The organism is Pseudoalteromonas sp. McH1-42, assembly GCF_022347845.1.
GTDB classification, from domain to species: Bacteria; Pseudomonadota; Gammaproteobacteria; order Enterobacterales; family Alteromonadaceae; genus Pseudoalteromonas; species Pseudoalteromonas rubra_D.
Genome location: NZ_JAKRFU010000002.1, coordinates 265294 through 285559, shown reverse-complemented (window position 1 = coordinate 285559; position 20266 = coordinate 265294). Strand labels below are relative to the sequence as shown.

Sequence of the window (20266 nt, the reverse complement as noted above, 5' to 3'; positions counted from 1 at the left end):
CTTATAGCACGTATCTGACGTCTGGCAGCGAGCCTATCTCGGTATAGATTTGCTCAATGTGCTCTTTTGACGTGACAGTGGCAACTAAAGTGACGGATTCGTAGTTGCCTTTGCTGCTAGGTTTGGTCTTTGGCGCATAGTCTCCGGGTGCCAAAGTTTGCATCTTTGCCACAACCTGATCGGTCAGGTTGACGTTCGCCAGACCCATGATCTTGAAGGTAAACGGGCAAGGGAACTCTAAGTACTCGTCAAACTTAGTATTTTTTACAGGTGTTACCACAACGGTATCCTCACTACTTGGCTGGGTCTGAACAGACCCTGGCACACTACATATCTTGGCGGGCATTCTAGCATTTTTGCGGCAAAAAAAAACGCCTCCGGTGGGAGGCGTCCTGGATTATAAACCCACTAAAACCGGGGTTATTGCATGATCTGTAAACGTAAGTAGTCGTAAATCTTGCTGAAGAAGCTGCCTTCTTCCACTTCTTCAAGTGTAACCAGTGGGTACTGAGCGATGTCTTCGCCTTCCAGTTGCAAGAATAAAGTACCGACCTTGCTGCCTTTCGCCAGCGGTGCTTCGAGGGTTTTGTCTAGCTCAAAGTGGGCTTTGAGGTTTTTGCGCTGACCACGTGGAATGGTGATCGGTGTATCTTGAGCTATACCCAGAGAAACCGTTTCTTTGTTACCCATCCAGATACGCTGGTCGGCAAAGCTGTCGCCTGCTTTATAAGGTGTGATGGTTTCGAAGAAGCGGAAACCGTAGTTTAGGAGTTTCTTACTCTCTACTTTACGTGCACGCTCGCTGGCTGTGCCCATGACGACGGCGATGAGACGCATGTCGCCTTTGGTCGCAGAAGTCACCAGGCTGTACCCAGCTTCAGAGGTGTGACCGGTTTTAATCCCGTCGACGTCCAGGCTGGCATCCCACAGTAGCGAGTTACGGTTGTATTGCTTGATACCATTATAGGTGAACGACTTCTCTTTGTAGATGGCGTACTCTTCCGGTACGTCACGGATCAGTGCGGCACCCAGTGTGGCCATATCTCGAGGTGTGGTAAATTGCTCAGTGCTGTCCAAACCATGACTGTTGGCAAAGTGTGAATTGCTCATCCCCAGTTTTTCAGCATGGGCGTTCATCAGATCCGTGAAGGCGCTTTCGCTGCCTGCGATATGTTCGGCCATGGCCACACAGGCATCGTTACCTGATTGGATGATCACGCCATAGTTAAGATCTTTAACGCTGACTTGTTTACCCACTTCGATGAACATCTTAGAAGATTCCGGGAAGTTTTTTGCCCAGGCTTTTTCACTCACAGTGACCATGTCGTCATTGGAGATGTTACCGGCCAATAGCTCAGTACCAATTACATAGCTGGTCATCATTTTGGTCAGACTGGCCGGTGCCAGTTTGGTGTCTGGGTTACCCTCGGCAATGACCTTACCTGTGGTAAAGTCGACCAGGAAATAGCCCTTAGCACTGACCTGAGGTGGCGAAGGCAAGATCTGCGCGCTGGCCGAAAACAGGGTGAACGAACACACGGCACCCACTAAGTGTTTAATAAATTTAGGTTTGAAAACTGTCATTATGCTCGCTTTTTGGTTGTTGATCGGCATGTTTAAAGTCATTACAGAACATTTTAAAGTTCATGTTCTGTGTAAAGCAAGAAGGCGCGATTAAATTCCCCCTGGCGCAATGTCTCTAAGAGTTGTTGCGCCGTGTTATCGTCGGTGATCGGGCCTAATCTTAGCTTGTATAAGTTGTCCTCAAAGGCAATGGGCGTGTCGAGCTGAAATTGCTGCGACAAAGTGCTGGCCAGTGCCTGCACATTTTCGATGTTGCTGGCTGCGGCCACCTGCACATAGGTTAGCCTGGGCGTATCGCGCGCTATGGTAATGGCCTCAATCTTAACCTGTGCTGTACCCTGATGATGAAAGCCCAGCTTGTAGGCTGCTGCATAGGATAAGTCAATCAGGCGGTCCTCGTGAAAAGGTCCACGGTCATTGACGCGTACTACTGCGCTTTTACCATTTTCAACATTGGTGACCCGGACAAAGCTCGGTAACGGCAGCGTTTTGTGTGCAGCCGTCATATCGAACATGTTAAATACTTCACCATTTGAGGTGTAGTAGCCATGAAATTTCCGTCCGTACCAGGATGCGGTGCCTTCAGCCTGATAGCCTTTTTCATCCGACATCGGCGTGTAGCGCTTGCCCAAAACCTCGTAGGGGCGACCTGCGCTGACACTTTTGGCTTCGCTGGTCACTAGCGCATCCTGCATTTCCAGCTCGGTAGGCGCGCGCACGGGGGCTTTGTCCTGTTTCACATGATAGCGACTGCTACAGGCGCTTAATACAACAACAAAACCCAGTAGTGCGGCCTGTTTAAACGTCCTCTTGATCACTTCAATAACATCCTCTTATCTGTGGCTATCGACATGATAATGCCAAACCCGGCCATCAAGGTCACCATGGAGGTGCCACCATAACTGATCAGTGGCAGGGGCACCCCGACGACGGGGAGCAGGCCCGAAACCATGCCGATATTAACAAAAATATATACGAAAAAGGTCAGTGTCAGTGCGCCGGCCAATAATTTACTGAAGGCATCTTGCGCATTCACGGCAACGTACAGTCCGCGGCCAATAATAAACAGGTACAGGCTGAGTAAAATCACCACACCTGTCAGTCCGAATTCTTCACTTAACACGGAAAAAATGAAGTCAGTATGACGCTCCGGCAGAAATTCCAGCTGTGACTGCGTACCTTGCAGCCAGCCCTTGCCCTCAATGCCGCCTGAGCCGATGGCGATTTTTGATTGTATGATGTGATAGCCTGACCCCAGCGGGTCACTTTCAGGGTCTAAAAAGGTCAGTACTCGCTGCTTTTGATAGGCGTGCATACCAAAATGCCACAGGGCAAACCCGCCCGGAATGGCCAGCAGAGCACCGGAGCCGATCAGCTTCCAGCTGAGCCCGCCAAGAAACAGCACAAAAATCCCCGAGCTGGCGATCAGGATAGACGTACCCAGGTCGGGCTGCTCTTTGATCAGCAAAGTCGGCACCAGCACCATGGCAAAGCCAACAATAATATGGATAAAGCGTGGCGGCATATGGTGGCGACCGATATACCAGGCAACCATCATAGGCACAGCGACTTTCATGATTTCGGACGGTTGAAAGCGGGTAATACCCAGATCCAGCCAGCGTTGCGCACCTTTACTACTGACCCCGACAAACAATACCGCTACCAGCATCAACAGGCCTATGGTATACATGGGAAACACCAGCCTTTTTAAAGTGTTGGGAGATAGTTGTGCGACAATGAGCATAGCAGCAAAGGCAGCAAACATACGCTTGCTGTGGCGCACCACCATGTCCATGTCCTGGCCGCTGGCACTGTAGACTATGGTGATACTGCCGAGCATCATCGCCAGCATGGCGAGCAGCAGCGGCAGGTCAATATGCAGCCGTTGCCAGATAGTGCGTTGTTGATTCAACGGGCTCATTGTCCCTCCGTGTCACTTGGGTAGGTGGCAAAATAATAGTCCATCAGGCGCCGGGCTATCGGAGCTGCGATGGCAGAACCACCGCCCTGGTTTTCGACCACAATGGCAACCACAATACGTGGGTCGTTGTAAGGGGCAAAGCCGGTATAAATGGCATTGTCGCGGTGCCTTTCCTGTAGCTTCTCCGCATCGTATTCTTCACCCTGAGCGATACTGACGATTTGCGCCGTGCCTGTTTTACCGGCAGGATCGTAAGTTGCACCTTTAAACGCTTTGTGCGCTGTGCCTGTGGTTTTGTAGACCGTGTTGTGCATCGCCTCCAGGGCAATACGCCAGTGATCAGGGTTCTCTAATACCACGGGGGGTTTCTCATCGATGTACATTTGGGTAACTTCATTATCATGACGGGCAACCTGTGCCAGATGCGGCGGTCTGTGTGCTCCTTTGTTAACCAAAATAGACACTGCGTTGGCGATTTGGATCGGGGTTGCGGTCCAGTAGCCCTGACCGATACCAACCGAAATGGTGTCGCCTGGCCACCAGTTTTCTCTGAAACGCTGACGCTTCCAGTCAGTGGTGGGCATAATGGCAGAGGTCTCTTCATGGATATCTATGCCCGATAAATCACCAAAGCCAAACTGGCTCATAAAGTTACTGATCTTGGTGATCCCCAGCTGGTATGCGGTATGGTAAAAATAGGTGTCACACGATTCTTCAATGGCTTTGTAGACGTCAACGTGGCCATGTCCCCAGCGTTTCCAGTCACGCCAGCGGTGGTCAACATTGGGGATCTGAAAAAAGCCCGGATCCCAGAGTTTAGTTTGTTCTGTGACCAGCCCTTCTTCCAATGCCAGGATGGCCAAATGCGGTTTAACTGTGGATGCGGGTGCATAGCGACCCTGCGTGACTCGGTTGATCAGGGGCCTGTCGGGGTTGAGCAATTCACGATATTTTTTACTGCTGATCCCGTGGACAAATAAGTTAGGGTCGTAGCTGGGGTTAGAGTACATGGCCAGTACGCCGCCATCTTTAGGATCGAGCACAACAATGGCGCCACGTACACCTTCGAGTTCTTTTTGGGCTATTTGCTGCAAACCAATATCCATGGTGAGGACCAGGTCGTCACCGGGTTGTGGCGGTTCCACGCCCAGGGTGCGAATGATACGGCCGCGATTGTTGACTTCGACGCGTTGTGAGCCGACCACGCCATGCAGGCGAGATTCATAGAACTTCTCAATGCCCAGTTTGCCGATATCCCGGGTTGCGCGATAGTTGCTGGCATTACCTTCTGATTCCAGCTCGGCGAGTTCTTTTTTATTCAGTTTGGCGACATACCCCAGCGCGTGCGTGAGAGTATCGCCATAAGGGTAATAGCGTGCCAGCCGGGCCTCAATACTGAAACCGGGAAACTTGTGCTGATTAACGGAAAACGTGGCCACTTCTTGCTCATTCAGACGGCCTTTCAGGATCTGGCTTTTAAAGCGACGATTGTGGCGAATGTCTTTACGAAACTCTTCGACCTGCTGATCGCTGATGTCGATAAGCTTACGTACCTGGGTGAGCGCAGTTTCGAGATCGTCCACGTCTTCGGGAATGACTTCCAGGTTATAAACCGGGCGGTTTTCGGCCAAAATGATGCCGTTGCGGTCGTAGATCAGACCTCGGTTTGGTGCGACCGGGATGACTTTGATGCGGTTATCATTGGAGCGGGTCTGGTAGGTTTCGTGCTCCGTCACCTGCAATTTGTACACGTTGTGTAGCAGGATACCTATCAGAGTAACCACGAAGACAAAGCCAATAAAGGCGCGACGCGCAAACAGGTTTGCTTCTGCGCTGTGATCGCGGATCGTCGGCCTATGATTGAGCATAATGGCGATTATTCCCTGTGGTAAGGATGGTTGTTATTTAAACTCCAGCCTCGATAGAGGCTTTCAGCTACCACAATGCGCACCAGTGGGTGAGGCAGTGTCAGATTGGACAGTGACCATTTTTGCTCCGAGGCGGCGATACATTCCGGCGCTAAGCCTTCTGGTCCGCCAATTAACAAACTGACATCGCGGCCATCAAGCTGCCACTTTTCCATATTGCTGGCAAGCTGGTGCGTGTCCCAGGGCTTACCTGTTACTTCCAGCGTCACGATGCGGTTGCCCTTGGGAATGGCTGCCAGGGTTTTTTCGCCTTCCTGTTGCAAAATGCGCTTGATGTCGGCGTTTTTGCCGCGTTTACCCGCCGAAATCTCGATAAGCTCTAGCGGCATATCCTTGGGGAAGCGCCGCTGGTATTCTTTGAAGCCAGTTTCTACCCAACCAGGCATTTTTGTACCGACTGCGATTAGCTGGATCTTCACATTAACCCCAGAGCTTCTCTAGGTCATAGAAGTCACGTGTCTGGTCTTGCATGACGTGAACAATTACATCGCCCAAATCAACCAGTACCCATTCACCTGTATCCTGACCCTCATGGCCTAGCGGGGTTTCACCGGCATGACGGGCTTCTTTGGCCACATGGTCGGCAATCGACTGCACATGGCGCTTGGAGTTACCAGAGCAAATAACCATGTAATCGGTGACGGAAGAGGTATTTCTTACATCGAGGTGAACGATATCGCGGGCTTTCATGTCGTCGACTTTGTCTAATGCAAAATCTAGTAATTGTTTTGAATCCAAATCTCTGTCTCTTTGCTACAAATAAGCGGCAATTGTAACACGGTTAGCAGGGGGAAACTCAAGTCTGTGACTGAGGTTGTCTATCCATTGCTGTCCGGGTTAGGTGTCGTCGCTACTGCTTAGGTACAATTGATGTGCCTGAATATACTTTAGGACTGCATTATTCAGCCAAGGTTCAACAGCTTGGCGCTGTTTTATCGCATTTCTGATGGTACTGGACGCAGCCTCAAACGGTTGGCCTGGCAAAAAATAACACAGGCCAGCAGGCAGCGTGCTAAGTTGCTCAGGTTCGCTACAGCGCGCTTGTTCAAGGTAAGTCTGCAACGCCGCTGACGGCGCAAAGGCATCGCCCGGGCGCTGATACACCACAAGGTGACATAACGACACGATATCCTGCCAGCGATACCATTTGTCCAGGCTGTTAAACGAGTCCATGCCCATTAAAAACACCATGGCCTGATCTGGATACTCAGCTTTGAGCTCTTCCAGCGTGAGCAAAGAATACGAAGGTGTATCGCGCTCGAGTTCCCTTCGGTCAATGGTGAATCTGGAGTCGTGCGCAGTGGCCAGCTGTAACATGGCCAACCTGTCTTCGGTACTGATAGAAGGACCTTTTTTGTGTACAGGTACGGCGTTGGGGATAAAGCGCAGTTCGGAAAGTGTGAGTACAGCCATGCACTGTGTGGCCATATTGATGTGACCCAGATGCACGGGATCAAAGGTACCGCCGAACACTGCTATCATGCCAGCTCCTCGTAGGGCAGAGAAAAAGGCAGAGACTGGCAAAAGCTCAGGGCAATGTGTGCCAACGCCTGGTAAGGCGCAACCAGAATATTGCGCTTATAAGCGGAATCGAATTCGGCCAGCAGCACGAGCAATTGTTCCAGTTGCGCAGTGTTCAGTCGATCAAGGGCTTGCTGGGTGCTCTGCTGCTGATTTTTCCACACATTGTGTTTTTTGAATGCATCCGGTGTCGGTGTGCCTGCTTGTATTAAGTGTTTAAGGTTGAGCAACAGCTGAGCCTGGTTGTGCAGTGTCCAGGCAATGCTGGCAGGCTCAACATTATCGTGAGCTAATTTATTCAATACTTTGATTAAAGTACGAGGGTTGCCACGTAATAGCCCATCGTTTAGGTCAAAGATGTCAAACTTAGCCTGATTGAGCAGACCGCTGAGCAGTTTTTCCTGATCGATGGGGGCATTTTTATACAACAGAGATAGCTTTTCCAGCTCCTGATGGGTTGCCAGCAGGTTGCCTTCAGTCGCCTGCAGCAGACTGCGTTTGGCATCATTATTGAGGTTCAGCTTGAGCCGCTTGCACTCATCGTCGAGCCAGCGTTGCAGATGGTAGCCGGTGAGGGCATAGCAGGGCACAAACAAACCATGTTTATCCAGTGCTTTAAACCAAGCGCTACGCTGAATATCCTGCGAGGCCTTGGCTCCTTTGAGGATTAAAATCACATCCGAGTTTGGGTTTGCCGCCAGCGCTTTTAAGATGGCTACGGCCTGGGTGGGTGGCTTCTGCTGATTAAGATCGAATTCAATCAGTGTCTGGGCGCTGAACAGTGACATACTGTTGTACTGATTGACCAGCTCCTGCCAGTCAAAACCGGGCAGCAGGCTGAATTTTATCACTTCATCAAAGCCCTGTCGTTTAGCCACCTGGCGTACCGAGGTAACGCACTGGGCTTCCTGGAAAGGCTCTTCACCAAAAATCAGATAAAACGGATGCAGGCCTTGTTTAAGCTGGCCTGCTAATTGATTGGCATAACAACGCATCAGAGTTGAGATAATTCGCGAATAATACGGCGACTGGCAAGCTCTCGTAACTCGCTAAGGATGATTTCACGTTCCTGCGCTTTACCCAGGGCATTGTCCGGATCATCCTGATAGTTGCGGTACAGTTCAAATTCCTGTTCGACAGGTTCAAACCCAGGGCGCGTGAGGCGGTAGCGAACACTATAGGCCAGCTCATATTGTGCGACCTGACCATTTTTGAATAGGCTTAGTGTCTGGCGTTCAAGGGAATCACGATACAGGTGCAACTCTACGGCCTTCTGACCATTACCCAGTTTGGGAGAGGGCAACAGCTCAACCTGGGCGCGTCTCAGAGCCTGTTTCAGGCTTGAGTAAAGCGCTGACTTACTGTCGGTGCCACTCAGATACAGGACCCTGAGGTCATCAGGCAGGTACGAGGCTTTCTTAAGCGCAAAGCCACACCCCGACAGCGCCACACAGGCAAACAACGCCAGCATGAAACCATGCCAGCGCCTTGTCATACTGAATAAAGGGGTATTCAGCAGGGCAGCCATTAGTTGGCTACCACATTGAACAGTTTACCTGGTACGTAGATTTTCTTACGTATGGTTTTACCCTCGGTAAACTTCAGCACGTTTTCATCGGCAAATGCCAGTGCTTCAATTTGCTCCTGGGTTGCGTCTGCCGCCACAGTCAGCTTAGTACGCAGTTTACCATTGACCTGTACTACGATCAGCTTCTCGTCTTCTACGAGGGCTGCGGCGTCAACCTGAGGCCAGCGTGCATCCAGAATATCGCCTTGCTTGCCAAGTTGTTCCCACAGCTCGTGAGACAGGTGAGGTGTGATAGGCGCCAGCATAATGATCATGGCTTCCAGTGCTTCGTTGGCCAGTGCAATGTCCTGGGCGTCTTTTAGAGGCGCTTTGGCCAGCTTATTTGACAGCTCCATGATTGCAGCAATAGCGGTGTTGAAAGTCTGACGGCGCTCAACGTCATCCGTTACTTTAGCAATCGCTTTGTGGATCTCACGACGTAACGTCTTTTGTGCACTGTTCAAGGCGTTCAGATCCAGCTCAGCGGTACCAGCAGCTTTAACGTCTACGGCAAATTTCCAAACCCGGCGCAAGAAGCGATGTGCACCTTCTACACCTGAGTCAGACCATTCCAGCGTCTGCTCTGGTGGTGCCGTGAACATCATAAACAAGCGTACGGTATCGGCACCGTACTGTTTGATAACGATTTGTGGGTCGATACCGTTGTTCTTTGACTTCGACATCTTGCTCATGCCCGCAGAGAATACCGGTTCACCATCGTCTTTGTGCCAGGCTTTCGTGATGCGGCCCTTGTCGTCGGTTTCGGTTTCTACGTCGGTTGGTGAAATCCAGATGTCACCGCCTTTTTCATCTTTGCGGTAGTAAGTTTCAGCCAATACCATGCCCTGACACAGCAGGCGCTCGAATGGCTCACTTGAATTCACCAGACCAAAATCGCGCAATAGTTTGTGGAAGAAGCGCGCATACAAGAGGTGCAGGATAGCGTGCTCAATACCGCCAATGTATTGGTTTACCGGCAGCCAGTAGTTAGCTGCGCCTGGCTCCAGCATGCCTTCGTCGTAACGTGGGCTACAGTAGCGCGCGTAGTACCAGGATGACTCCATAAAGGTGTCAAAGGTATCCGTTTCGTGGAATACCTGCTCACCATTAACGGTGGCTTTGGCCCACTCAGGATCTGATTTAATTGGTGAAGTAACACCGTCCATTACGACGTCTTCCGGCAGTCGCACTGGCAGCATGTCTGCGCTGGCAGCCAGCTCACTGCCATCCGCTTTATTTAGCATTGGAATTGGTGAACCCCAGTAGCGCTGACGGCTTACACCCCAGTCACGCAGACGGAAGTTCACTTTACGCTTACCCGCATTCATACCTTCCAGCTTTTCAGCGATGGCATTGAAGGCTTCTTCAAAATTCAGGCCATCGAACTCACCAGAGTTGATTAACACGCCTTTTTCGGTAAACGCCGCTTCATTTAAATCAGCTTGTAGTTCGCTGTCAGCTGCCGGGGCAATCACTTGTTTGATTTCCAGGCCGTAGGCGCTGGCAAATTCATAATCGCGCTGATCGTGACCTGGTACGGCCATCACGGCACCTGAGCCGTAATCCATCAGAACAAAGTTCGCAACCCAGATAGGCACTTGCTTACCGGTAAGCGGGTGGATAGCGTAGAAACCGGTCGCGATGCCTTTTTTGTCCATGGTGGCCATGTCGGCTTCAGCAACTTTGGTATTTTTGCATTCTTCAACAAACGCAGCGATGTCTGCGTTGTTTTGCGCTGCTTCCTGAGCAATCGGGTGTCCGGCTGCTACAGCAACGTAAGTCACACCCATAAAGGTATCCGGGCGTGTAGTGTAAACAGTGAACTGCTCATCGTTGTCGGCGCGTTTAAAGTCGATTTCCAGACCTTCTGAGCGACCGATCCAGTTGCGCTGCATCGTTTTTACTTGCTCAGGCCAGTGTTCAAGCTGGTCCAAATCGTCCAGTAGTTCTTGCGCGTAGTCGGTGATTTTAATAAACCATTGTGGAATTTCTTTTTGCTCAACGATGGCACCTGAACGCCAGCCGCGACCATCGATAACCTGCTCGTTAGCCAATACGGTTTGGTCAACCGGATCCCAGTTTACGGTTGACATTTTTTTGTAAACCAGGCCCTTTTCGTACAGTTTAGTGAAGAACCATTGCTCCCACTTGTAGTAATCCGGGTGGCAGGTTGCGATTTCACGATCCCAGTCATAACCAAAGCCAAGCAGCTTTAACTGGTTACGCATGTAATCAATGTTTTCGTAGGTCCATTTTGCTGGCGCCGTGTTGTTCTTGATTGCAGCATTTTCCGCAGGCAGGCCGAATGCGTCCCAACCCATAGGTTGCATCACATTTTTGCCCTGGAGTCGTTGGAAACGCGAGACCACATCACCGATGGTGTAGTTACGAACGTGACCCATGTGGAGACGACCACTTGGGTAAGGGAACATGGACAGACAGTAGTATTTTTCTTTTGATTCGTCTTCAACAACTTTGAAGCTGTTATTTTGTTCCCAATGGGACTGAACTTTAGGTTCGATTTCTTGCGGGTTGTATTGCTCTTGCATTGACGTTTCCAGACTTCTTGCAAACTAATTAGAAAATTGCCGATAGCATACCCGAAAAAACGCGCTGATCACAGCGCTTCAAAGCGGATTTATGAGCGCAAATTGGTGCAGTGATGATGATTTGTTTCAGGACTGTGACGTTAGCTGAACTATACTGACTAGTAGACACTGAAAATAGGCTGCGAAATAGCGTGAGTCGGGAGGCAAACATGGCGGATTACAAGCGCTGGCTGGATGACTTTTCATTATGGCTGAAAGACGTTAAAGAGCACGAGCTAAAAAAATTGCTCAGGGAGTTTATGGATGCCCAGGAGGCGGTTAAGCAGCTGTCAAAAGACAAGCTGGCGGATTATCGTTATTTTCTAAAGCGTGACCTGGCGCACCTCAGTGAACACAAAGACCATTACGATGATGTGGCCTGGGAAGAGCTTAAAGCCAGCGTAATGTATGAATTGGCCCAATTGGAAGATCGCACTCAGCTCGAATGGCAAGCATTAGTGCACGACTTTCAACACGATGGCATTTACAAACAAGGGGAATGGATAGCATTGGGGCAATTAGTGTGTAAAAATTGCGGCCATAAAACGAATGTCTATTATGCGTTGGAAATTCCCTCGTGCAGCGAATGTGGGCACGGTGAGTTTGCTCGTAAGGCACTTACCCCTTAATCACAGCCCTGCATGCGAGTGTCGTGCGGCCGGCCAAGAGAAAGAAGTTAGGAATGACGAAAACCATTAAGCCTTTGAGCAGCGAACAGCTGGCTCCCAGTGTGTCTTTGCCACACATCTCCACATGCATGCAAAATCCTTATCCGGATCCCTTACCTTTTATCGGTCAGAATCGGGCGCAAAGTGCGCTGGATTTTGCCTTGGGTATGGAGCTGCCCGGCTACAATGTGTTTGTTATGGGTGAAGCGGCGACGGGTCGATTCACCATGGTGAAAGATAAACTCGAAGCACATTGTAAAACCCGCCCGACTCCCAAAGAGTGGTTGTACGTAAATAACTACGACGACCACAGAGAACCCATTGCCTTGTTTATGCAGGCGGGCGAGAGCAAAGTCCTGGCTGACGACATTGATTCTTTCCTTGACGAAGTTGTGGATACGTTTCCGGCTGCATTTGATAACCCAGGTTATCAGCGTAAGAAAAAGTCGCTCGACAGGGACTTTGATAACAAATACAACGCCGCCCTGAGTGCGGTGGAAGAACTGGCCGCAAAGAAAAGCGTCGCTATGATGGAAGAAAAAGGGGTGGTGAGTTTTGCCCCTGTGGTGGATGGCAAAGCGCTTGATGATGCTGAGTTCATGGCACTGGAGGAGGCGGTTCAGGAACACTTCTTCGATGCCATTGAAAAGCTCGAAGATTGCCTGATTGAGGCTTTGATTGAGTTACCGCGCTGGAAGCGGGAGTCGTCAGAAAAGCTCCGTGAGCTCAAGAAAACTACCATTGAGCTGGCGACTAAGCCTCTGCTGAAGGCACTGGAGCATAAGTATGCCAGCCACATTGGTGTGATCCGCTACCTCAAAGATTTACGCGTAGAAATTGTCGATGCTGTGCTCGACTGGCTCGATGACGATAGTTCGTCAGAAGAGAGCAAAGACGATTTTGATGCCAAAGGCATGCTGAGCGACTTCTTTGCGCCTAATATTCTGGTGGAGTTTAAAGAAGGGCAGGCCGCGCCAGTGGTGTACGAGCCTAACCCGACCTTTGGCAATATCTTTGGCAAAATAGAGTATGCCAACGCCCATGGAACCCTGATCACCAGTTACCGCTCTATTCAGCCGGGTGCGTTACACCGTGCCAACGGTGGTTATCTGATCATGGACGCTGACAAAGTGCTGGCCAACGCACAGGTCTGGGATGGACTCAAACTGTCTTTGAAAACGCACCAGATTAAAAACGACTTGCCCTATCAGGACAGCTCAGTGGGCAGCAGCTTTACCCTTAAACCTCAGCTGATCCCGCTGGATGTGAAGATCATCTTGCTGGGCTCGCGTGATTTGTATTACACCATTGGTGAGTACGACGAAGAGTTCGGAGAATTGTTCCGGGTGCTGGCCGATTTTGACTACTATCTGCCGGACAGTGACCGACTACAATACCAGTTTGTCACTAAGGTGCAGGAGTACTGTGAGCAGACTTTGAAGTGCACACTGACCGGCGAGGCGCTGGCGCGTTTACTGAAGTTTAGTTATCGTCAGGCTGAGCATCAGAATAAGCTGTCAGCGCGGTTTGCGGACGTACTGGAACTGGTGGCAGAGGCAAGCTATTACGCTAAACAGGATGGGCTGAGCGAGATTGATGCGCCACATATCGATGAAGCCATTGTCGGCAAACAGTATCGAACCGGCCAGCTGAGTGAGAATATGCTCAGCGACATTGAAGAGGGGCACACGCTTATCGCTACTGACGGTGAAGCCGTCGGTAAAGTCAACGGTCTGACAGTGCTGCACATTGGCGATACGGCTTTTGGTACCCCAGCGCGTATTACCGCAACTGTATATGCTGGCGCTGATGGCGTGATAGACGTTGAACGTGAAGCAGAGCTGGGCAAGTCTATCCACTCTAAAGGGGTGATGCTATTAACCGGTTATCTGGGTAACAAGTATGCGCAAAGCTTTAGCCTGACGCTCAGTGCCAATATTGCCATTGAACAAAGTTATGGTTTTATTGACGGCGACAGCGCGTCTCTGGCCGAGTTATGTGGCTTACTCTCTGCAATCACTCAGCTGCCTATCGATCAGTCTCTGGCTCTGACAGGGTCGATTAACCAACATGGTGAAGTGCAGGCTGTTGGCGGGGTCAATGAAAAGATCGAAGGCTTCTTTAAGTTGTGCAAAATGCGCGGTCTGACCGGGCGTCAGGGCGTGATCATTCCTCGCTCCAACCTGATCAACCTGGTACTGGATGACGAAGTGCTGGCTGCGGCACAGCAAGGTCGGTTCCATATTTTCGCGGTTGCGACAGTCGACGAGGCATTGTCTTTGCTGATGCAACGAGAAGCAGGAGCGCTGGTGAATGGCCAGTATCCGGATCAAAGCATCAACGCATTGGCACTGGCTCGCCTTGCGCAAATTGCCGACGTGGTTAATGGCGATGACAAAGACGCTGAGAGCGACCCGTCAACTGAACAAGATAAAGATCATTCATAATTTAGGTAGTCACTATGTCAATAACCAATATTGTTCTCGTCCTGGTCATCGTTGTGCTGGGATGGCTTATTTTCAAAAACGGTAAACAGCAAAAGCAGGCGGCGGCAGGGAATCGTATTGAAGCCGCTGAGTTTTTGGCGCAAAACGGCCAAAAGCCGGGGATCACGACCACGCAATCAGGCCTGCAATATGAAGTGATGAGCAAAGGGGATGGGGACGTTCACCCAGGGCCCACCGATAAAGTGACCGTGCATTATCATGGCACTTTACTGGATGGTTCCGTGTTTGACAGCTCAGTGGTGCGCGGAGAGTCAATTAGCTTTGGTCTGAATCAGGTGATAGCAGGCTGGACAGAAGGCGTTCAGTTAATGACGGTGGGTGATAAGTATCGTTTCTTTATCGGACCTGATCTTGGTTATGGTGATAGAGCAGCCGGGAAAATAGCGCCGGGGTCACTGTTGATTTTTGAAGTTGAGTTATTGGGTATTGAGTAACAGAAATTAAAAAAGGCCGTAAAGGCCTTTTTTAATTGGTGATTGTTTACGCCCAGCCGTCGTAGCGCTTACGCCGTGACAACACCAGGGTTAATATGACACCAATCAGAATGCCTGCAATGGCAATACCGCCACCATAGCTCAATAGCATGTGTTGTTCTGTTTGTGCTTTGTTTTTACTTGACTCTACCTGAGCTTCAAGCGCTTTTTCTAACTCAGTGATATTGTTTTTCAGCGCCTCATTATCTTGTTGTAGTTGCAGATTAGCTTGTTCCAGTTGTGGAATTTGGCTCTGTAACGTATTGAGCTCATTGCTGCTATCGCTGAGTGCCAGGTTGGCACTGTCGAGTCGTTGACGCAACCCTGGCTCTGATGTGACGAATTGGCTTTCTACCCATCCTTCGCGTGCTTTGTCATCTCTGATTTGAATAAAGTTGTCTTGCTCTGCATTGAGGATGGTGATCGGGCTTCCGGCTTCAACAGAGCCCAGAATGCGATAATTCTTGCCCGGTCCGGTGTGCATGAATAAGTATAAATCGTCGACAATATAGCCATTATTGTCAGTTGCTGACTGTGCCTCTGTGGGCTCATTTTGCAGCTCGGTTTGCTCCGCCATTGCGCTCAATGAGAGCACAGACAGCAGCAGCGGCAAAGCGATATTTTTCAGCATTTGCAGGCCTTAAATATTGATATCGTTATAAAGTTAACAAAATAGTAGGGATTTCCCGGCGCAAAGGCAAGGGGCAGGTTTTGCAGGAAAAGGGTGAACAGTTGGTTTTCAGCTCAGCTGTGAGGGCGTTCATGGTGAAGATAGGTGTACATGTTTACACCTGTAATTGACGAAACCGGTTGGGATTGGTGGTGATAATGCGCTAATAATTACTAAAAGGTTTGCAAAGTGCGGACCCTTTGTATATTTTGAAGGTTCGAAAATTACATAGGTAAATCACACCCCTGATGGACACTGAGATAGAACTGAAATTTTTGGTTTCAGACAATGAAGTTCCGCTGATCCCAGCCCTTATTACCCAGTTTGCTAAAAAAGTCAGCAACAAGCCCGCTAAAAACCTGAAAAATGCCTACTTTGATACCCCTAGCCGGGAGTTACGTGCATTGGACATAGGCTTACGCACACGCTGCAATGATGACGACTGCGAGCAGACGATCAAACTTGCGGGTGAAGTGGTTGGAGGGTTGCATCAGCGTCCAGAATACAATCTACCCATTCAGGGCAGTCGACCAGATATTCATGCCTTTGACAGCAGTATTTGGCCTATGGGTGTGCAGCTGGAATCAATCGCCAGTAATTTATTCCCGATCTTCAGTACCAACTTTATTCGCCGTACCTGGTTGATTGAGACCGAGGCAGGTAGTGAAATTGAGGTAGTACTGGATAAAGGTGAGATCAGTGCACAGGGGGTCGTTGAGCCAATTTCTGAGCTTGAAATTGAGTTAATTGATGGCGACAGAGATGATTTATTTCTGCTGGCCGATCATTTGTTACAGCATATTGGGCTCAGGCTCGGATTATACTCCAAGGCGGCAAGAGGCTATCGTATCGCCGATGATAAGCCGCTCAAGGCGAATAAAACTCTGGGCGTGATTAAATTGCCTCGTGGTTGCTCACAAGAGCAAGCACTGGTCGCCACCGTAAACCACGGTATTCAGTTTGTTCAGAAACACGAGCAGTGTTATCTCGATGCGCCGAGTCTCAAAACGCTGAAGCGCGTCATTGACGGCGTCAGCCTGATCCGTCATGCATTTTGGTTGTTCGAGGAGTTTGTTGATAAGTCGTCAACGGAATTTTTACGCAAAGAACTCAAGTGGCTATTGTCAGAACTGGGCTGGGTGGAAAATGCTATTCATCTGAAAACCTATACTTCAAAGCGACATGCCTATTTCAAACGGATCTCCAATGCACCTGAGTTGGCTCAGGTCATTGCCGATATGAAAGACGTTCAGCCAACCGTGACTGATATTGAAGATCTGTTCCATTGCTCGCGATACAACCGATTGATCCTGGCACTGACTCGCTGGTTGCTGGACAAATCCTGGCGCAAAAACTGGGATCAAAACGCAATAACAGCTGCGCAAAGTCCGGTCGAGACCTTGGCCAAGCGTGCTTACGACCACGACTGGAACAAGATAACGACGCTTTATCCGGCTGATCGTACCATGACAGTGAAAGAATACCTGGAATGCCGCCAGCCGCTGGAAAACATGCTGCTTAGCGGTCACTGTCTGGGTAAGTTATACGACAAAGAAACCCGTCAGGCGTTTAGAGCGCCTTGGGTTGATATTGTCTATGGTATTTATGAGTTGGAAACGCTGTTTTATCTTCGCCAATTGTGTGAAGGTCAGCCAAATGAGGCATTGCAGGATATCTTGGTCTGGCTGCAGCAAAAGGCTGATTTCCTTGTTAGTGCGATGGAACAAAGTCGTCAGGCTTCGTTAAACAGTGAACCTTACTGGTGATACTCCGCGTTTAGCATGTCTGAGCATGCTGCTGTGGCTAGTCTGCTTTGCGGCTGCTGGTCACAGCGTGCAGAGCCAGACAAGCTGGCAGCCCTGGTATCACTCTTCTTTATTTTCTATCAGTTATCAGAAGCCGCCTGATCATCCTTTGAGGATCCGTGTCACCGGAAAATGGCCTGGCGTCAGTGCAAAATCGGTGATTAACCTGCTACATGATACCACCCGTGTTTCTGAGTGGGTTAAGCATGTCAGCGCCGTCACGATTTTGTCTCGTCCTGCGCCAAATCAGACGCTGGTTTTGACCCACTTTGATTTGCCCTGGCCACTGCGCAAGCGGGATATGGTAACGCATGCCTGCTTATTGCAAAAGTCGCCCGCCAGTTATGTGCTAACGATACGCTCAGCCGCCGAGTATCCGTCTGAACCGGGAATGATCCGCATTCAACCTGTCATAGTGCAATGGGTTCTGACGGAACGAGACGATGGCGTTGAAATAAACTACCAGATCTCGGCAGATATTCAGGGCGATGCGCCGCAGTGGTTTGTCGACAAAGTAGCATTGCGCAACACTCGCGCCTCTTTTAACGCACTATATGCATTACTGCAGGCACAGGCGCACAATGCCAAGGCTTGGGCCATTACGCCCGCAAATACCTGCCCGTTCGAATGATCATCACTGGATCATCGTCTACACTAAAATCAAACTAGCCTGACTTGTTTGTTGTTATGCTCAATATTGATGAAAAAACACTGGCGGAGTTACGCTCCGGTTTTAATCTGCCTGCAAAGCCTGAAGTTCTGGAACACATTCAGAATGAACTCAATAGTGAAGAGCCCGAGCTCAATCGTGTTGCGAACATCATTTCACAAGATGTCGCAACATCGGCCGCGGTGCTAAAAGTGATTAATTCTCCGGCCTATGGGATGTCCAGGACGGTGTCTGACATTAAACAGGCGGTGATGTTTTTGGGGCTCAATAGCATCACACAGATTGTTACTGGCTACTTATTGAAAGAAGCGTTCGACCAGAGTCTTTGTTGTATTTCGTTAGAGCGCTTCTGGGACAATGCCATTGATATTTCTCAGATAGCGATGTTAATTGGCAAGCGGGTACGCGCGAATGTCCCCATTGAGAACTTGCAGTTATTGGGTTTGTTTCATGATGCGGGTATACCGGCTATGGCGATGCGCTATGACAACTACAAAGAGGTCATGACTCGCGCGATACAGCGACCTGAATATACTTTGGCGCACTATGAGGAGGAGTTGTATCCGACCAATCATGCGGTGGTGGGTTATTATCTTGCGAGCTCCTGGAATATTCCCAAATCCATGTGTCAGATAATCTTACGCCACCATGATCCGCAGTACCTGGAAGAAGAGCATGATGAGAGCGAACAACAGGCCTTTGCCATTCTTAAACTGGCAGAAAATCTCGCATTTGAAGGAAAGTACTTTCGCAATTGTGCCGACTGGCATGCATTTAAAGATAAGATAATGATTGTCTTAAATATTCACGATGATGATTATGTGGATATTAAAGAAGATATTGAAGAGTTTCTGATTTCTGGGAATTAATTATTTCAATCCGTAAAACAAAAGGCGCCCTAAGGCGCCTTGTCTGTAAATCTGGGTTTACAATTATAGACCAGCAGCGGCTTTAAGTGCTTCTGCTTTATCTGTTGCTTCCCACGGGAATTCATTACGGCCGAAGTGACCGTATGCCGCAGTTGGCTGATAGATTGGACGTTCAAGGTCCAGCATAGTGATCAAGCCATAAGGACGCAGGTCGAAGTGGTCGCGGATCAATTCGATCAGGCGTGCTTCTTCTAGTTTACCTGTGCCGAAGGTTTCAACACTGATAGACGTTGGCTCAGCAACACCAATTGCGTAAGACACCTGGATTTCACATTTGTCCGCAAGGCCTGCTGCTACAATGTTCTTAGCAACATAACGTGCTGCGTAAGCGGCTGAACGGTCAACTTTTGATGGATCTTTACCTGAGAATGCACCACCACCGTGACGTGCCATACCACCGTATGTATCTACGATGATTTTACGGCCAGTCAGACCACAGTCACCCATTGGGCCACCGATAACGAAACGGCCAGTCGGGTTGATGAAGAACTTGGTCGCTTCAGTGATTAGTTCAGCTGGTAGAACTGGCTTGATGATGGTTTCCATCACTGCTTCAACCAGGTCATCCTGGGAAACTGAATCACAGTGCTGAGTTGACAGGACAACCGCGTCAATACCCACTGCTTTGCCATTTTCATAGGCAAATGTTACCTGTGACTTCGCATCAGGACGCAACCAAGGCAGAGTGCCATCTTTACGCACCTGCGCCTGACGTTGAACCAGACGGTGTGAGTAAGTGATAGGTGCCGGCATTAATACGTCGGTTTCGTTACAGGCATAACCAAACATCAGACCCTGGTCTCCCGCGCCTTGTTCTTCAGGACGAGTACGGTCAACACCCTGGTTGATGTCTGGTGATTGTTTACCAATGGTGTTCAGAATTGCACACGAGTCGGCGTCGAAACCCATATCTGAGTGAGTGTAGCCAATCTCGCGTACCGTTTTACGCGTTAGTTCTTCAATATCAACCCAGGCGCTAGTGGTGATTTCACCACCGACCATCACCATGCCGGTTTTTACGTAAGTTTCACACGCAACACGTGCTTTTGGATCTTGCTCAAGGATTGCATCTAGTACCGCATCAGAGATCTGATCGGCGATTTTATCCGGATGACCCTCAGAAACAGATTCAGAAGTAAATAAATGTTTTGCCATTGTATTTATGCTCACAAATATTGCGCTTCACAAACAACAGGAATAGCGCGAAAAAATCAGAGCGATATATTATCGAAAACGCGCACGGCTGCATAGCTTTTTTACGCCTAGACGTCTAATTTTAAATCTTTGCGAAAAACGCAGTAAAAAAGTCCCCGGTGACGCTAAGAATTCATTGATTTTTAATTGCAGTGGTTACCCTAATAGGTAAGAATGGGGACCAATTTTCTAATCGAGTTACCTGCATTTCGGCGTGTCATGCATTGAATTGCCACACATT

General features: G+C 49.5%; 19 protein-coding genes. 6 read left to right on the top strand and 13 right to left on the bottom strand.

The annotated features are described in order from the left end of the window. Position 1: 1 nt before the first annotated feature. From ybeD to leuS, 11 genes are all read right to left on the bottom strand, one after another. Entirely contained in the window at positions 2–280 is a 279-nt protein-coding gene (gene ybeD / locus MHN31_RS03250) for a DUF493 family protein YbeD (RefSeq protein ID WP_040644649.1), read from the bottom strand. Positions 281–420: 140 nt separating this feature from the next. Continuing rightward, positions 421–1584 (bottom strand): serine hydrolase, encoded by a 1164-nt coding sequence (locus tag MHN31_RS03245; protein ID WP_125559848.1) that lies wholly within the window; start codon positions 1582–1584, stop codon positions 421–423. A gap of 53 nt (positions 1585–1637) precedes the next feature. Next, positions 1638–2402 carry a septal ring lytic transglycosylase RlpA family protein gene (locus MHN31_RS03240; protein WP_125559851.1) on the bottom strand — a complete coding sequence of 255 codons (765 nt, stop codon included), beginning with the start codon at positions 2400–2402 and terminating at the stop codon, positions 1638–1640. Continuing rightward, complete coding sequence (gene rodA, locus MHN31_RS03235) at positions 2399–3505, bottom strand: rod shape-determining protein RodA (protein WP_239443436.1); 1107 nt, start codon at positions 3503–3505, stop codon at positions 2399–2401. Before rodA ends, MHN31_RS03240 begins: the two co-directional genes overlap by 4 nt. Further along, a complete protein-coding gene (gene mrdA, locus MHN31_RS03230; RefSeq protein ID WP_194866918.1) occupies positions 3502–5373 on the bottom strand; it encodes a penicillin-binding protein 2 in 1872 nt (623 codons plus the stop codon). Before mrdA ends, rodA begins: the two co-directional genes overlap by 4 nt. Before the next feature lie 8 nt (positions 5374–5381). Then, positions 5382–5852, bottom strand: coding sequence for a 23S rRNA (pseudouridine(1915)-N(3))-methyltransferase RlmH (rlmH, locus tag MHN31_RS03225; protein WP_010382641.1), 471 nt, complete (start codon positions 5850–5852; stop codon positions 5382–5384). Between the two features lies 1 nt (position 5853). Beyond that, a complete protein-coding gene (rsfS, locus tag MHN31_RS03220; protein ID WP_010382639.1) occupies positions 5854–6171 on the bottom strand; it encodes a ribosome silencing factor in 318 nt (105 codons plus the stop codon). 99 nt (positions 6172–6270) lie between these two features. Continuing rightward, entirely contained in the window at positions 6271–6915 is a 645-nt protein-coding gene (nadD, locus tag MHN31_RS03215; protein WP_239443435.1) for a nicotinate-nucleotide adenylyltransferase, read from the bottom strand. Beyond that, on the bottom strand, positions 6912–7949 hold the full coding sequence (gene holA / locus MHN31_RS03210) for a DNA polymerase III subunit delta (RefSeq protein ID WP_239443434.1): 1038 nt from the start codon (positions 7947–7949) through the stop codon (positions 6912–6914). Before holA ends, nadD begins: the two co-directional genes overlap by 4 nt. After that, positions 7949–8449, bottom strand: a complete 501-nt coding sequence (lptE, locus tag MHN31_RS03205) for an LPS assembly lipoprotein LptE (protein WP_125560231.1) — start codon at positions 8447–8449, stop codon at positions 7949–7951. The genes holA and lptE overlap by 1 nt, the downstream gene beginning before the upstream one ends. Positions 8450–8481: 32 nt before the next feature. After that, positions 8482–11070, bottom strand: coding sequence for a leucine--tRNA ligase (gene leuS / locus MHN31_RS03200; protein WP_194866915.1), 2589 nt, complete (start codon positions 11068–11070; stop codon positions 8482–8484). Positions 11071–11279: 209 nt separating this feature from the next. On the opposite strand from leuS, the gene MHN31_RS03195 reads away from it, so the two are divergent. Genes MHN31_RS03195 through MHN31_RS03185 form a run of 3 tightly spaced genes read left to right on the top strand, consistent with a single transcriptional unit; the run spans position 11280 to position 14718 of the window. Beyond that, entirely contained in the window at positions 11280–11738 is a 459-nt protein-coding gene (locus MHN31_RS03195; protein WP_239443433.1) for a zinc ribbon-containing protein, read from the top strand. Between the two features lie 53 nt (positions 11739–11791). Beyond that, entirely contained in the window at positions 11792–14224 is a 2433-nt protein-coding gene (locus tag MHN31_RS03190) for an AAA family ATPase (RefSeq protein WP_138537673.1), read from the top strand. Between the two features lie 14 nt (positions 14225–14238). After that, complete coding sequence (locus MHN31_RS03185) at positions 14239–14718, top strand: FKBP-type peptidyl-prolyl cis-trans isomerase (protein ID WP_125559866.1); 480 nt, start codon at positions 14239–14241, stop codon at positions 14716–14718. A gap of 46 nt (positions 14719–14764) precedes the next feature. Here MHN31_RS03185 and MHN31_RS03180 read toward each other — a convergent pair whose 3' ends face one another. Then, positions 14765–15388: a TIGR04211 family SH3 domain-containing protein gene (locus MHN31_RS03180; RefSeq protein ID WP_125559868.1), complete on the bottom strand. Its 624-nt coding sequence runs from the start codon at positions 15386–15388 to the stop codon at positions 14765–14767. Between the two features lie 287 nt (positions 15389–15675). Between MHN31_RS03180 and MHN31_RS03175 the strand changes: the two genes are divergently transcribed. From MHN31_RS03175 to MHN31_RS03165, 3 genes are read left to right on the top strand one after another with little or no spacing between them, the layout of a single operon-like run. Beyond that, positions 15676–17193, top strand: a complete 1518-nt coding sequence (locus MHN31_RS03175; RefSeq protein WP_125559870.1) for a CYTH and CHAD domain-containing protein — start codon at positions 15676–15678, stop codon at positions 17191–17193. A 25-nt stretch (positions 17194–17218) separates the two neighbouring features. Further along, a complete protein-coding gene (locus tag MHN31_RS03170; RefSeq protein WP_239443432.1) occupies positions 17219–17863 on the top strand; it encodes an START domain-containing protein in 645 nt (214 codons plus the stop codon). A gap of 56 nt (positions 17864–17919) precedes the next feature. Further along, positions 17920–18771: an HDOD domain-containing protein gene (locus MHN31_RS03165; protein ID WP_010382627.1), complete on the top strand. Its 852-nt coding sequence runs from the start codon at positions 17920–17922 to the stop codon at positions 18769–18771. A 63-nt stretch (positions 18772–18834) separates the two neighbouring features. Here MHN31_RS03165 and metK read toward each other — a convergent pair whose 3' ends face one another. Next, on the bottom strand, positions 18835–19986 hold the full coding sequence (gene metK / locus MHN31_RS03160) for a methionine adenosyltransferase (protein ID WP_010382626.1): 1152 nt from the start codon (positions 19984–19986) through the stop codon (positions 18835–18837). Positions 19987–20266 lie beyond the last annotated feature (280 nt).